Annotated in this window: 10 protein-coding genes; 8 read left to right on the forward strand and 2 right to left on the reverse strand. The window is 40.3% G+C overall.

Annotation, left to right across the window (positions count from 1 at the left end; all coding sequences use genetic code 11):
* Positions 1-3 precede the first annotated feature (3 nt).
* Positions 4-327 (reverse strand): MerR family transcriptional regulator, encoded by a 324-nt coding sequence (locus tag I6J03_RS07335; protein WP_003008873.1) that lies wholly within the window; start codon positions 325-327, stop codon positions 4-6.
* A 275-nt stretch (positions 328-602) separates the two neighbouring features.
* On the opposite strand from I6J03_RS07335, the gene I6J03_RS07340 reads away from it, so the two are divergent.
* From I6J03_RS07340 to I6J03_RS07365, 6 genes are all read left to right on the forward strand, one after another.
* Complete coding sequence (locus I6J03_RS07340; protein WP_003008875.1) at positions 603-1,856, forward strand: efflux RND transporter periplasmic adaptor subunit; 1,254 nt, start codon at positions 603-605, stop codon at positions 1,854-1,856.
* 22 nt (positions 1,857-1,878) lie between these two features.
* Positions 1,879-2,553, forward strand: coding sequence for an ABC transporter ATP-binding protein (locus I6J03_RS07345; protein ID WP_003008877.1), 675 nt, complete (start codon positions 1,879-1,881; stop codon positions 2,551-2,553).
* A 5-nt stretch (positions 2,554-2,558) separates the two neighbouring features.
* Positions 2,559-4,958 (forward strand): ABC transporter permease, encoded by a 2,400-nt coding sequence (locus tag I6J03_RS07350; RefSeq protein ID WP_003008879.1) that lies wholly within the window; start codon positions 2,559-2,561, stop codon positions 4,956-4,958.
* A gap of 30 nt (positions 4,959-4,988) precedes the next feature.
* Complete coding sequence (locus I6J03_RS07355; RefSeq protein WP_003008881.1) at positions 4,989-7,346, forward strand: ABC transporter permease; 2,358 nt, start codon at positions 4,989-4,991, stop codon at positions 7,344-7,346.
* 24 nt (positions 7,347-7,370) lie between these two features.
* Positions 7,371-9,785 (forward strand): ABC transporter permease, encoded by a 2,415-nt coding sequence (locus I6J03_RS07360; RefSeq protein ID WP_201694266.1) that lies wholly within the window; start codon positions 7,371-7,373, stop codon positions 9,783-9,785.
* A 265-nt stretch (positions 9,786-10,050) separates the two neighbouring features.
* A complete protein-coding gene (locus I6J03_RS07365) occupies positions 10,051-11,499 on the forward strand; it encodes a glyceraldehyde-3-phosphate dehydrogenase (RefSeq protein ID WP_003008884.1) in 1,449 nt (482 codons plus the stop codon).
* 87 nt (positions 11,500-11,586) lie between these two features.
* Here I6J03_RS07365 and I6J03_RS07370 read toward each other — a convergent pair whose 3' ends face one another.
* Positions 11,587-12,828: a 3-deoxy-D-manno-octulosonic acid transferase gene (locus I6J03_RS07370; protein WP_003008886.1), complete on the reverse strand. Its 1,242-nt coding sequence runs from the start codon at positions 12,826-12,828 to the stop codon at positions 11,587-11,589.
* Between the two features lie 63 nt (positions 12,829-12,891).
* On the opposite strand from I6J03_RS07370, the gene I6J03_RS07375 reads away from it, so the two are divergent.
* Both I6J03_RS07375 and galE read left to right on the forward strand, forming a co-directional pair.
* The gene (locus I6J03_RS07375; protein WP_039990127.1) at positions 12,892-13,884 is read left to right on the forward strand and encodes a UDP-glucuronic acid decarboxylase family protein; all 993 of its coding nucleotides are present in this window, start codon (positions 12,892-12,894) and stop codon (positions 13,882-13,884) included.
* The gene (gene galE, locus I6J03_RS07380; RefSeq protein WP_003008890.1) at positions 13,884-14,912 is read left to right on the forward strand and encodes a UDP-glucose 4-epimerase GalE; all 1,029 of its coding nucleotides are present in this window, start codon (positions 13,884-13,886) and stop codon (positions 14,910-14,912) included. The genes I6J03_RS07375 and galE overlap by 1 nt, the downstream gene beginning before the upstream one ends.
* Position 14,913 lies beyond the last annotated feature (1 nt).

The following is a 14,913-nucleotide window of genomic DNA, read 5'->3' on the forward strand; positions in this document are numbered from 1 at the left end:
CGTCTACTTTGCTTTACTCTTTAGTTTCCCGAAGGTTTCGTCAATAAGGACAATACGCTTTCTGACTTTCTCCGCAGCGGCATCAAGTGTATAACCCTCCTCCATCAATTCTTTGATCAGCAACATCTTTTTAATATTCTTATAGTCATACCTTCTGTTTTTCCCCTCCTCTTCTGTCAGACTACTGATGATGTTCTTATCTTCCCAATACCGGATTTGTCTGGTAGGAATTCCGGTAATCTGAGATACTTCTCCTATGCCTACGATCAGTTTCTCTAAAAATTCAAAATCAAATCCTGTATTTTTATTTTTATCAGACTTACTCATTTTATAGATTATTTTCAATTATTGTTATAAATATAAAATTTAAGGAGTCCATTTACAACATATGTGTTTTTTTTATTTTATCCTAAGGCTAACATCTTATTTCTTCAATCCGGCAAAGAAAATCAAAACATGTGCGCTGGCGAACAGAAACTGACCGATATCGAACACCTGAAACATTCCAAACAACAAACAAAACACTGACATTTAAATAGTTACAATATTGGCACATCGTTTACTAAAGAATATACAGGATTATAAAATTGATAACATACTATATGGATAAAGTCATACAAAAGAAAACATGGACAAGCAAAAGACTACTGATGCTTGCCGGCATTTTCTTACTTATTTTTTTAATCGGTTTCAGTGTCTATCTTATCCGGGGTAAAAGCAATCTGAATGTAAAGGCTGAACGGTTGAGTATACAGATAATAAAAGAAGATACATTTCAGGAATTTATTCCTTTAAACGGTACGGTATTACCGATTAACAGTATATTCCTTGATGCGTCTGTAGGAGGACGTGTGGAAGAAAAATATGTTGAAGACGGAGCTTTTCTGAAAAAAGGAGATCCTATTATGCGCTTATCCAATACGGATCAGGAACTCAGCCTGGTCAATCAGGAAACATCCGTTCTGAATCTCCTAACCCAATCTCAGATCGCACAGACCAATGCACAACAAGTATCGATCAATAACCGGAATCAGCTGGCCGATGTTGAAAACGGGCTTAAAGAAGCACAGAGGATATATCAGCTGAATAAAAAATTGTTTGAAGAAAAAGCAATTGGCTCTCAGGAATACCAAAAAACAGTCAATGATTATCTTTATCAAAAGGAAAGAATGGAATTAACACGCAAAATATTGCAGCAGGATTCGCTATCGACCAATCAAAAGGTGAAACAAGACAGACAGATGTACGAACGTACACAGCGCGCTCTGGAGCTTATGCGAAAGAAAGTAGATGATCTGGTTGTGCGGGCGCCGGTAGACGGACAACTGACCTCCTTTGATTCTGAAATCGGGCAAAATAAAAATTCAGGAGAGCGTCTGGGACAGATCGATGTGCTTACCGGTTTTAAGGTAAGGGCTGATGTCGATGAACATTACATTTCCAGAATATATAATGATCTGCAGGGAAGCATAAATATCAGTAATAAGACCTATACACTAAGGGTCAGAAAGGTATATTCCCAGGTCAACAACGGACGTTTTCAGGTGGACATGGAGTTTGTAGGAGAAATTCCTCAGGGTATACGCAGAGGACAGACATTACAGATCAAGCTCGCTTTGAGTGATGAGACTAAAGCCCTGTTATTATCCCGTGGGGGATTCTATCAACAGAGCGGAGGTAACTGGATCTTTAAATTATCCGAAGATGGGAGTACAGCCTATCGCACAGATATACAACTGGGAAGGCAAAATCCGGAATACTATGAAGTCCTCAAAGGATTGAAACCGGGAGATAAAGTGATTACCTCGAGTTATGAAAATTACGACAAGGTACAGGAATTAAAAATTCAAAAGTAATTAACACTCTAATATCTAAATAATGATTAAAATACATCAACTAAAGAAATTTTACCGTACAGATGAGATCGAGACATTAGCGCTTAATAATGTTGATATCCATGTAGCTGAGGGTGAATTTGTAGCCGTAATGGGTCCATCCGGTTGTGGCAAATCGACCCTGTTAAATGTACTGGGCCTGATAGATGATTTTGAGGAAGGCAGCTATCTTTTTAATGAAACGGAAGTTGCAAAATTCAACGAGAGCAAGCGATCTGACCTGCGCAAACATGCTATAGGCTTTGTATTTCAGAGTTTTAATCTGATTGATGAGCTGACAGTTCATGAAAACGTTGAGCTGCCATTGATATACACCAACGTACCCGCTGCTGAAAGAAAAAAACGGGTAGAGGAAGTATTGGAAAAAGTACAGATCGCACACCGCAGAAACCATTTTCCACAGCAATTGTCAGGAGGTCAGCAACAGCGTGTGGCTGTAGCAAGAGCTGTGATTAACAACCCCAAACTTATTCTTGCCGATGAACCTACAGGAAACCTGGATTCGAACAATGGTAATGAAGTCATGCAACTACTGACGGAACTCAATGAAAGTGGCACGACCATAATCATGGTGACACACAGTGAGCATGACGCCAAATTTGCGCATCGTGTCATCCGCATGCTGGACGGAGAAGTAATAATGGAAACTCAATTCTAAACATCATGCTGTACACGTATTTCAAACTCGCCTGGCGAAATCTGCTCAAGAATAAAACGACTTCATTCGTCAGTATTGTGAGTCTTGCTCTGGGAATATGTTGTTTCTTTTTGCTGGGAACATATATTATAAACGAACTCCGCTTTGATAGTTTTCATAAAAAAGCTGATCGGATTGTCTTTATGTCCTTTGGTTATAAAGCCCCTTCAGAGGAGGAATTTACAGAAACTCCGTGGACACCCAATGCTGCTGTACCGGCATTTGCAGAGCAGTTTCCGGAGATTGAAAAAGGTGTGCGGCTCTATAAGCGGGGAAGTGAAGAACATAAAGTACCCGTTCAGTACAAAGGAAAAGTATTCAACGAAGATGGCCTTGTCTTTGCAGACGAACCTTTCTTTGACGTTTTCAGCTTCGACTTCATAAAAGGAAATCCGGCTGTAGCACTCAAGGAGCCAAATTCTATCGTTATTACCGAATCTACAGCAAAACGCTATTTCGGAGAGGAGGAAGCATTGGGAGAAAGTCTGACTATGAATAATACACCGTGGAAAGTGACAGGTGTCATCAAAGACATTCCTTCTTATTCCCAGATACAGTTCAATATTATCGGACCTTACCATTCCTTATCCAGATTTAAAAATGTTTCATGGGGAGCCGCCAATGACATTTCCTATCTCCTGCTCAAATCTCCCGATGATATCGCTGCTGTACAGTCCAAGATAGACAACTATCTGAAAGAACAGTTTGCAGAGGAGATTGCAGCTGGCTATCAGGCGAAATTCCCTTTACAAAAGTTGCTTGATGTAAGGCTGCATTCGTCGGTAATGGGTGGTCCTAAACAGATCTATATCTATCTCCTTTCTGTAGTTGCTATCTCTTTACTATTGATTGCCTGTATCAATTTTGGTAATCTTATTATGACCAAGTCCAGTGAGAGAGCTCATGAGATAGGCGTACGAAAAGTAATAGGAGCTTCCAGAAAACACATTTTTACACAATTCGTGACCGAATCCTTCTTTACATCCTTTATTGCCTTGTTAGTGGGTACTGTCGGAGCGATTCTGCTTATTCCGGTATTCAACAGTTATACAGGCATACAGCTTAGTCTGGAATCCTGGAAGGGAGGGTGGTTCATCCTGATCATTATTCTCCTGTTTCTGTGCATTTCCTTTATTTCAGGCGGAGCACCAGCATGGATATTGTCTTCTGTCAAACCCACGGACAGTCTGAAAGGAAAGATTTCGAACAGTAAAAAAGGAGCTTTACTAAGTAAGATTCTGATCATATTTCAGTTCAGCTTATCCCTACTGTTTATTATTTCTACACTTATTGTCAACGGACAGATGCGTTATCTGCAATCCAAAGATACTGGGATAGCCCGTTCAAAAGTAATCGTACTGGATGCCTCCGAGCTTGCAGTCACTAATCTGATATCTTTTAAAAATACGCTTGCAAGCAACAATAATATACAAGGAGTAACGGCTTCCTATGATTCTCCGGTCAACATTAATGGTGGTTATACTCTGGAAACCAACATCAATTCATCTGAGAAAAGCATTAATATCACGGGTATTCCTGTCGAAAAAGATTTCTTATCTGTTTTTGACATAAAACTTATGGCAGGAGAAAGCTTTAACGAAAGCGATGTGACCCGCTCCGGCACAACAGATACAGCGCCTGAATATGCCTTTATTATTAATAAAACCGCATTAGATCAATTAGGGTTGAAAGCGGATGAAGCTATAGGCAAACCTGTCAACCTTAACGGTAGAAAAGGTAAAATCAAAGCCGTTTCAAAAGATTTTAATTTTGCGTCTCTTCACCAAAAAATAGGGCCTATCGTGCTATTCGTAGAATATAGCTGGTTTGGTAAATTGATGATCAAACTAAAGGATACTGAGCATACACAGGAAACACTGGGGTTTCTGGAAGATACCTGGAAAAAGTTCAGCAAAGATAAACCCTTTGAATATCACTATCTCGAGGAAGAGTATAACGGACTTTATCGCACAGAAGAACGCACACTAAAAATCCTGACTTTGTTTTCCGTTGCCACTATTCTAGTATCAGGACTGGGCTTATTTGCACTGTCTTCACTAGTGATACAAAGAAGGGTCAAAGAGATCGGGATCCGTAAGATACTTGGTGCATCTATGTTTTCGATTGTAAAATTAGTATCCTCCGAATTTCTGAAACTCGTACTGCTCTCTCTTATAATAGTTACGCCATTTTCATGGTGGATCATGCAAAAATGGTTACAGGGATTTGCTTACAGAACAGAGATCAGATGGGAGGTATTTCTTTTTGCCGCTGTAATCGGAGTTCTGATAACTGCGCTGACAGTCAGCTTTCAGGCTATCAGAATAGCAAACTCCAACCCTATCAATAGTCTGAGAGACGAATAATACATCAAATCATACATCACCTATAAAAATATGCTTCTAAATTATATCAAAACGTCCCTTCGGTTTCTTGCCAGATATAAGGCATACACCTTTATCAATATATTTGGTCTTGCTATCGGTATTACAGGTTTTTTATTAATAGGACTTTGGATTCAACACCAGATAAGCTATAATCAGTTCCATGCCCGTAAAGACCGGATTTATATTGCTCAGCATAAGAGGGATGTTAATGGAGAAATAAAGATCGGATCCGCTACTTCTGAACCCCTGGGTCCTGCTTTACAAGCGGATTATCCCGAAGTCCAGTCCAGTAGCCGCATTGATAACGGTTACAGCCTTACTTTTAAATTAGGAGAGAGACTCCTGAATCAACCTGTCACTTTTGTGGATTCTTCTTTTTTCAAAATATTCAGTTTTGAAATTATCAGCGGCAGCAAAATCCCGTTTGACAAACCTGATCAGATTGCAGTCACACAAAAAACTGCAACCAAATTATTTGGAGATGAAAATCCTCTGGGACGCACTATTTTAATGCAGAACAAATATCCGCTTACCGTAACCGCAGTTGTCAAGGATCCCCCGTCAAACAGTTCTGTGTATTTTGAAGTTCTGGCAGACTGGAATCTCAGAGCAAGTCTGGGATACAATGATCAATCGACACGACCATGGACCAATAGCTACGTGAGTACGTATGTACTTCTCAAAGAAGGAGCAGATCTAAACAAAGTCAACACTAAAATTCAAAACATCAGTAAAGAGCATGACCAGAGTTCTTCACTGGAGGTGGTGCTGTATCCATTTATGCAAAGTTACCTGTATAACTCATTCAAAAACGGAAAGAATGACGGTGGACGAATAGACAACCTCTACATTATGGGGTTTATAGCTTTAACGACACTTGTCCTTGCCTGTATCAATTTTATGAACCTGAGTACAGCACGAAGCGAGAGAAGAAGAAAAGAAATCGCTATCCGCAAAACTATGGGAGCAACCCGCAAGATGCTTATAGGACAATTTCTGATAGAATCCATTCTTATTGTCTTTTTCTCAACGATCATAGCCATTATACTGACTGTAATACTTCTCCCTCATTATGAAAAAATGATTGAGGAGCAATTTGTTATTCCTTACACGAACCCTTTACCATGGATACTGTTAGTGGTTTTCATTATAGTAACTGGTGTTTTGGCGGGCAGTTATCCTGCATTCTATCTTTCGTCACTGCAGACACAGCGTGCTTTGAAGGGCTCTGCCTCTTCTTCCGGATTTACACCCAGAAGTATTCTGGTCACCATTCAGTTTACCTGTTCAGTCGTATTGATCTGTTCAACACTTTTTATTATCAAACAGGTCGAATTTGCCGGACAGCGTCCTTTAAATTTTGAGAAAGATCCTTTACTGACCATATACCTTAATGAATCGGAACTGGAAAAAGCCGGACTTATCAGCAATGCTATCCTCCAATCCGGTGCAGCGACTTCTATTACACGGACAGGTTCTCCGATGTCCCGGACATGGAGCAGCTCCACTGCTATCAGTTGGCCGGAGCGTCCGGAGAATGACAAAACCTCTATTTACCGGTTTGGTGTGGATAAAGATTTCACCAAAACGACAGGTACGACCATTATACAGGGAAGAGATATTGATATTAACAAGTATCCTGCTGACTCCACTTCTGCAGTATTGAATGAATCGGCAGTCAAAACAATGAATCTCAAAGAGCCGTTAGGTGCTGTCATCGACGATAATTTCAAAAAATGGACTGTAGTCGGAGTGATAAAAGATTTCGTTATCAATTCCCCTTATCAACCGGTAGAACCGATTGTCATCTTTGGTCCTGCTTCCTATTTAGGTATTCTGACGGTCAGGATGAATGAAAACAATTCTACTGACAGTAATATCAAATCAATCGGAAAAATATTCAAGACCTTTTCTCCTGAATATCCGCTTCAATATGAACTTGTGTCAGAGCAATATGATTCCAAATTCCGGACAGAGCAGAATCTAAGCAAGATTTTATCATTTTTTACCGTTTTATCCCTTATTATTTCATTCCTCGGGCTTATTGGATTGACAGCTTTTGAAATCGAAAGAAGGAAAAAAGAAATCGGAATACGTAAAATTCTGGGAGCCTCTAATCGTGCTATTACAGGTATTCTTTCAAAAGAATTTATGCTAATAGCTGGTATTTCCATACTTATCTCCTATCCTGTTACGACCTACATCATGCAACGTTTTCTGGACAAATTTGCATATAGAATTCCATTATCCTGGATGGTTTTCGGGATTGTAGCCCTTGGAATTTTAACCATTACAGCATTGGTTGTGTCCCTGCAGACCAGACAGTTGCTACATCAGAAACTTGTGAACCACCTGAGAGACGAATAATTAATTCTATTTAACACTACAATTATGAACTGGTTATCTATAAAATTAGCATTTCGTCAACTCTGGAGGCAAAAGCTTTTTACTGTACTGAATGTCTTGGGTTTGGCCATTGGAATTGCCGGCTGTTTTTCCATTGCCCGAATCATCGATTATGAGCTCAAATTTGACCGCAACCATCAGGATCTCGATCAGATCTATCAGATTATGTCTTACTCCCGGTTCGAGGGTGTCAGCAATAATTTCGGAGGAGTTCCCCTCCCGCTCTCATCCTATCTCGAAGATCAACGTTCGGAGATAGAACTGACTGTGCCTGTATACGTACGATATTTCTATAATGTAAATACGGAGCAAAATAAAGAAGATTTTACATCTCCCACATTGCTGGTCTCAACGAACGGATCCTATTTTGACCTGGTAGCTTATAAATGGCTGGCCGGAAACAAGGGAGATGTCCTGAAGTCTCCAAATGAGGTTGTACTCACAGCTTCCAGAGCAGCTTACTATTTCAAAGATACAGATCCGCAACAGGTTATAGGAAAGGTGCTTGTCTATAATGACAGTCTGCTATATACAGTATCGGGTGTGATCCGGGATCTGGATTATCCGTCCAGTTTTGAAGGAAAAGAGTTTTTTCCGATTCCGGAAAAAGAACTCAAAAGTAAAGATTGGAATGCAAGAAACTCTAACCATCAATTGTTTGTAAAGGTAAATTCAGAAAATAAAAAACAAAGATTACTTCAGGCTATCAACAAAAAGCTGGATGAAGAAACAAGAGAATTAAAAAATAAATATAAATATGAGGGCTGGTTTGAACTGCTTCCTTTAAAAGATAAGCACTTCACTCCTTCAGCCAATAACGGAGCACATTCTATAAATAGGTCTGTTCTATACGTATTATTAAGTATTGCCATTTTTCTGATCGTACTGGCCTGTATCAACTATATTAATCTCACCACAGCACAATTGCCTAAACGTGCAAAACAAATAGGCATTCAGAAATCTCTCGGAGCGAGTAGTTATAAAATTATGCAGATTTTCTTTACCGAAACATTTGTGACGCTGGTCTGTGCCATTGTAATAGCGATCCCGTTTTCTCTCTTCTTTAATCATACCTTTAAAGATATTATTCCAACAGATATAGCGGATTTTCTAAGCGCTGGAGAAGTTACAGGTTTTATAATCATCTTTATAGTAGTGCTGACACTGATCAACGGTATATATCCGGCATGGCTCAGCACGAGAGTCAATACCGTCAAAATTCTTAAATCTTCATTAGGTGAAGGCAGAAAAAAAATCTGGTTAAGAAAAGTTCTCATTATCTTCCAGTTTACAATATCCCAGCTATTTGTTATCTGTACTATCATTATCGGGCAACAATTGCATTATGCACTTAATGCCAACCTAGGTTTCGATCATGAAGCAGTAATTATTCAGGAAATTCCTCACAGACTCTCCCAAAAAGACGTCACGAATCCTCGTACCTATGCAGAGGCGCTTAAAAAACATCCGGAATTTGCTTCCGTAGCATTGGGTCACACCCCATTCAGCAGTTCTATGTGGGGCAATACCTACTACCGCATGGTAGATACTACTAAATTACAGACACAGATCAACTTAAAGTTTATCGATGAGTCTTATCTGGATCTTTATAAACTCAATATCCTTGCAGGTTCAAATTTTATTGATCGCAGTGACAGTTCAAGGCACATCATTATAAATGAAAAAGCAGTTCAGAGCTATGGTTTTGATTCACCACAGCAAGCAGTAGGACAATTGCTGAAAGATGGATCAGATAAGGATATACGCATAATAGGTGTCGTTAATGATTTTAATCAGTTTGATTTCAGAAGCACAGTGGGGCCGATTGCGTTTTATTATGGTAAGCCGGACAATTTATCAAACATCAGCATCAAACTTTCCAGCGCCAATAAAGGTGAATGGGAATCTGCTATTAAAGTCATGGAAAAGGAATGGAAGAACAGCTATCCGGATCAAACATTTCAATACAAATTCTATGAACAGCAAATAGAAGATATGTATGAAGATGACAGAAGAACAGCAAAACTGATTAATATCTCGGCAACGATTACACTTTTTATCAGCTGTCTGGGATTATTCGGACTGATCACACTGACCTCCTATCAAAGGACAAAGGAAATCGGCATACGCAAGATCCTTGGAGCAAAAAACAAGCAACTCTTTATCTTGTTGACTAAAGATTTTATATGGCTGGTGCTGATCGCATCTGTAATTGCCACCCCTATTGCGCTTTATTTTATGAGAAAATGGCTGGAAGATTTTTCATTTCGTATCTCCATAAGTCCATGGGTATTTATACTGGCAAGTATTGCAGGTATTCTTATCGCATATATTACAACAAGTATACAGGCCATAAGGGCTATCAGACGCAATCCTGCAAATAGTCTCCGGGATGAGTAAAGATCTGTTATATGTTTAGTTTAGTTAAGGCCCGTACTCCGTTGGATACGGGTCTTTTTTTGCGGTCGGGAGCGTATCATAAAATCAATAAAAAATTACCATAAAGACAACAAAACACTAAATTATTGACAAATAACAAAATAAACACTGCTAAAAAGGTTCGTTTTTATCAAATATGTAATTTAAATCATTTTCAACACTATTATTTATTAGGTTTGTAGGCAATAAATAACCCTATATTTTTTAAACAAAACAAACCTTAATTATGTCCTCAAAAGTTCTGTTTGAACAGGAAATCTCTTCCTATACAAAAAAAACGGAAGCTGCTACAACTTTCATCAATATTATCAGCCGGCTATGGTATGAACAAGCGATTGAACTTGTGCTTTTCAGAAATCAACTGATTGACAGACAAAACAGTCACATTCTTAACCTTCACCATGAAGCGACAGTCTTTGCAGAAAACAACATCAGTATCTTTGATAGTCTGGCAGTGGCAGATACTCTGCAAGATCTCCGTCTTCCACCTTCGCGGATAGATGTAGGAACACTGGCAATGGAAATGAAGAATGAAGGCATCGCACCAACCGATCTTCATGATTTTCTGATTCGCAAACTCTGCAAAGCGCATCAGACCAAAGAGATTACGCCAAGAGATGTTGTCCTCTACGGATTCGGAAGAATAGGAAGACTATTGGCACGCGAACTCATTGCCAAGGCCGGTTCCGGCAAGCAACTACGGCTGCGTGCAATCGTAACGCGAGATCAGGTCAACGAAACCACACTTCGCAAAAGAGCTGCTTTATTGCAGCACGACTCCATACACGGTGATTTTGAAGGCACTGTAGAGATAGACATTACAAACAAGGCCCTTATTATTAACGGATTGACCGTATATATCCTGTCGGCACAGGCACCTGAAGAAATAGACTACACAGCGTACCAGATCTCAAATGCTCTGGTTATAGATAATACAGGAGCTTTTCGTAATGCAGAAGAGCTCAGCCGTCATCTCAAATCAAAAGGCGCAGCAAATGTATTGCTTACAGCACCCGGCAAAGCTGTGCCCAATATTGTCTACGGTATCAATCAGGATGAAATCGATATCAGCAAAACGGCAATCTACTCTGCAGCATCCTGCACAACAAATGCTATCGCTCCTGTATTGCACATTATCGAAAACAAATTGGGGATAATCAAAGGCCATATTGAAACAATCCACGCCTATACCAATGATCAGAATCTGGTGGACAATATGCACAAAAAATTCAGAAGAGGCCGTGCTGCAGCACTGAATATGGTCATCACAGAAACAGGTGCCGGCAGTGCGGTATCCAAGGCAATCCCTTCATTAGCAGGCAAACTTACTTCCAATGCAATCCGGGTGCCTGTCCCGAACGGATCTCTCGCTATTCTACATCTGGAAATCAAACAAGCAACTGATGTAGAGACGCTGAACAAATTGATCAAAGCCGCAGCGCTAAAAGGCGATCTTGTAGAACAGATCAAATACGCTGTTAATGAAGAACTGGTTTCTTCTGACATCGTAGGCAATTCATCATGCTCTATTGTAGACGCTCCGGCCACTATCGTATCAGCAGATGGTCATAGTATCGTATTATATGTCTGGTATGATAATGAATATGGATATGCGCAGCAGGTCATGCGCCTGTCCAGACATATTGCGGGTGTAAGAAGATTTGTTTACTATTAGCAGTACCTCATATTGAGCTATAGTCCGGTAGTGAGTATGTATATCCCGGAACTACTCACTACTGGTTTTTAAAATCAGAGAATCTGATCACAGCAGTTTTTTACAGATCAGGTACTTCATGATGACGGCTGTCGCTCCCGCACGCTGACGCACGTACTTCCGGGCTTCCTCTCCTGCAAACACCCGTTTTTCTAATTGTTGAAATTCAGCAAAAACAGTTTGTAGCTCTGCTGTACCGGAAATTGAAAAACCGGCTCCGCATTCAATCAGATCCTTCGCTTCCTGAAATTTATGATATTTAGGTCCAAAGATCACCGGTATTCCGTAAGTGGCGGCTTCCAGTGTATTATGTATGCCTGCTCCGAAGCCTCCGCCTATATAAGCGACATTTCCGTATCCGTATAGCGAAGATAACATCCCGATATTGTCAATAATCAACACTTGTGCACTCCGGATAACCTCAGGAGAATATACAGAGAAACCGGAAAATCTAAGGGCTGCCGGAAATAATTCCTGAATAGATTGAATATGCTTATCATGAATCTCATGTGGAGCTATTATCATCTTCCATTCTCCATATTGGCCGGCCAGATCATGTAACAATACTTCATCATCCGGCCAGGTACTCCCCGCAATCAATACCGGATGATCCGCCACAAATTGAGCCACTTCAGGTATTTCCTTTTTCTGTAACGGCAACTGTATTACCCTGTCGAAACGGGTGTCTCCGGTTATACCGACATTACGAAAACCATTCTCCTTTAACAGGTGAAGGCTTTCTTCATTCTGAACAAAAAAATAGCTGACACATTCCAGAATTTTTCTGAAAAAACCGCCATAAGGCTGGAAAAAAATCTGCTCAGGTCTGAAAATTGCAGAAATCATCAGCAACGGAATCTGCCGCTGTGCCAGCTCCTGAAAGTAATAATACCAATACTCGTATTTGGTAAATACCACAAATTCAGGTTGTATAAGATCTGTAAACCGTTTTGCATTCCCCGCAGTGTCTGCTGGCAAATAAAACACATAATCAGCAAGATTTGTATTCTTGCGAATCTCATATCCCGAAGGAGAATAAAAAGTTATGATAATTTTTTTGTCAGAATATTTTTTTTTTATCTCTTCCAAAACGGCTCTTCCCTGCTCAAATTCACCAAGAGATGCAAAGTGAAACCAAATGTGTTTTTGACCTGTTTCAACCGTTTGACTCATGCGCAGATACCAGTCCTTCCTGCCCTCAGTCCATAGTCTCGCCTTCGTATGAAAAGGTGCTATCAGACGTAAAATACTGCCATAAAGTAGGATTCCCAAAGAATAGATCAGACGCATGTTCGCAAATTATTGCTTATCTTGGTCAAAGATATTAAACCCTTTCTGAATTAGCGGATAGAAGTGAAAAATAAGCATCGCAAACGGATTCTGATAACTGGAGCAGCAGGTTTCCTGGGCTCTCATCTTTGTGATCGTTTTATTCTGGAAGATTATCACGTTATCGGCATGGACAATCTGATCACAGGAGATATACGCAATATTGAACACTTGTATAAATTGGATCATTTTGAATTCTATCACCACGATGTTTCCAAATTTGTCCATGTTCCCGGACACCTTGATTATATCCTGCATTTCGCTTCACCTGCCAGTCCTGTGGATTACCTGCGTATCCCGATTCAGACACTGAAAGTAGGATCCTTAGGTACACATAATTTACTCGGACTTGCCAGAGCCAAAAATGCACGCATACTGGTGGCTTCCACTTCAGAGATCTACGGCGATCCGACAGTGAGTCCGCAATCAGAAGATTACTGGGGAAATGTCAATCCCGTGGGGCCCAGAGGAGTGTATGACGAGGCGAAGCGCTTTCAGGAGGCAATGACTATGGCATACCATAATTTCCATGAGTTGCAAACCCGTATTGTACGCATTTTTAATACCTTTGGACCACGTATGCGGCTCAACGACGGACGGGCAGTTCCCGCCTTTATCGCTCAGGCGCTGAGAGGAGAAGATCTGACAGTATTCGGGGACGGTCAACAGACACGGTCATTCTGCTATGTCAGTGATCAGGTGGAAGGAATCTTCAAAACATTGCACGCTGACTGTGCAGACCCGATCAATATCGGAAATCCGGAAGAAATCACTTTACAGCAACTGGCGAAAGAGATCCTGCTGATTACAAACAGCAAAAGTAAGATTATTTATCAGCCACTCCCTGCCGAAGATCCCAAGCAGAGGAGACCGGATATCAGTAAGGCAAAAAGAATATTAAACTGGGAGCCGGTCATATCCAGAAAGCAAGGACTGGAACAAACCATAGCATACTACCGTACTCTACCGCTAACGCATTTAGAACATAAAGATTTTACATACTATAATAATAGATAATGAGCAAAATACTTGTAACAGGAGGAACCGGATATATTGGTTCGCACACTGTAGTAGAATTATTCAACGCAGGATATACACCTGTAATTATTGACAACCTTTCTAACTCAAACATCCTTATTCTGGATCAGATTGAGAAGATAACGGGCAGCAGGCCCGAATTTCACCAGTTTGATTTATGCGATGCAGATGCTGTATCTGAATTTGTCAAAAAGAATCCGGATATCAGAGGAATCATACATTTCGCAGCTTCCAAAGCGGTGGGTGAATCTGTCGCTGATCCATTGAAATATTACCACAACAATTTCTTTTCGCTGATCAATCTTTTGGAAACATACCGCAACAGTCCTGTCAACTTTGTATTTTCTTCCAGCTGTACAGTATACGGAGAACCGGACACCCTGCCTGTTACTGAAAGTGCGCCTGTCAAGAAAGCAACTTCTCCATATGGAAATACGAAACAGATCGCAGAAGAAATACTCGAAGAAACGGCCAAAGCATACGACAATTACAACATTATCGCCTTGCGCTATTTCAATCCGGTAGGTGCACATGCTTCTGCACTGATTGGTGAATTGCCGATAGGAGTACCTCAAAACCTGCTTCCGTTTATCACACAGACAGCAATTGGAAAAAGAGAAAAATTAACCGTGTTCGGAGGCGATTATGACACACCGGACGGATCATGCGTACGTGATTATATTCATGTGATAGATCTTGCAAAGGCACACGTTGCGGCTATTAAACTTCTTGAAAAAGGAAATCCAAATGGCAAATATGATGTGTTCAATGTAGGCACCGGAAATGGGTATACGGTATTAGAAGCTATTAAAGCTTTTGAAAGTGTATCCGGAGAGAAGCTTAATTATGTAATCGGCCCGCGTCGTGAAGGAGATATCATCAAAGTATGGGGAGACGTTACTAAATCTGCCGAGCAACTGGGATGGAAAGCAGAATTAGGTATTGAAGAAATGATGTCCAGTTCATGGAAATGGGAAAAATATCTTAAAGAAAACCCAATCGGATAAT

The sequence above is a fragment of the Sphingobacterium spiritivorum genome (assembly GCF_016724845.1).
Lineage (GTDB): Bacteria > Bacteroidota > Bacteroidia > Sphingobacteriales > Sphingobacteriaceae > Sphingobacterium > Sphingobacterium spiritivorum_A.

Coding starts and splice junctions, on each gene's coding strand:
- I6J03_RS07365 (WP_003008884.1), top strand. CDS start 10,051: ATGTCCTCAAAAGTTCTGTTTGAACAGGAAATCTCTTCCTATACAAAA.
- I6J03_RS07340 (WP_003008875.1), top strand. CDS start 603: ATGGATAAAGTCATACAAAAGAAAACATGGACAAGCAAAAGACTACTG.
- I6J03_RS07335 (WP_003008873.1), bottom strand. CDS start 327: ATGAGTAAGTCTGATAAAAATAAAAATACAGGATTTGATTTTGAATTT.
- I6J03_RS07350 (WP_003008879.1), top strand. CDS start 2,559: ATGCTGTACACGTATTTCAAACTCGCCTGGCGAAATCTGCTCAAGAAT.
- galE (WP_003008890.1), top strand. CDS start 13,884: ATGAGCAAAATACTTGTAACAGGAGGAACCGGATATATTGGTTCGCAC.
- I6J03_RS07360 (WP_201694266.1), top strand. CDS start 7,371: ATGAACTGGTTATCTATAAAATTAGCATTTCGTCAACTCTGGAGGCAA.
- I6J03_RS07345 (WP_003008877.1), top strand. CDS start 1,879: ATGATTAAAATACATCAACTAAAGAAATTTTACCGTACAGATGAGATC.
- I6J03_RS07355 (WP_003008881.1), top strand. CDS start 4,989: ATGCTTCTAAATTATATCAAAACGTCCCTTCGGTTTCTTGCCAGATAT.
- I6J03_RS07370 (WP_003008886.1), bottom strand. CDS start 12,828: ATGCGTCTGATCTATTCTTTGGGAATCCTACTTTATGGCAGTATTTTA.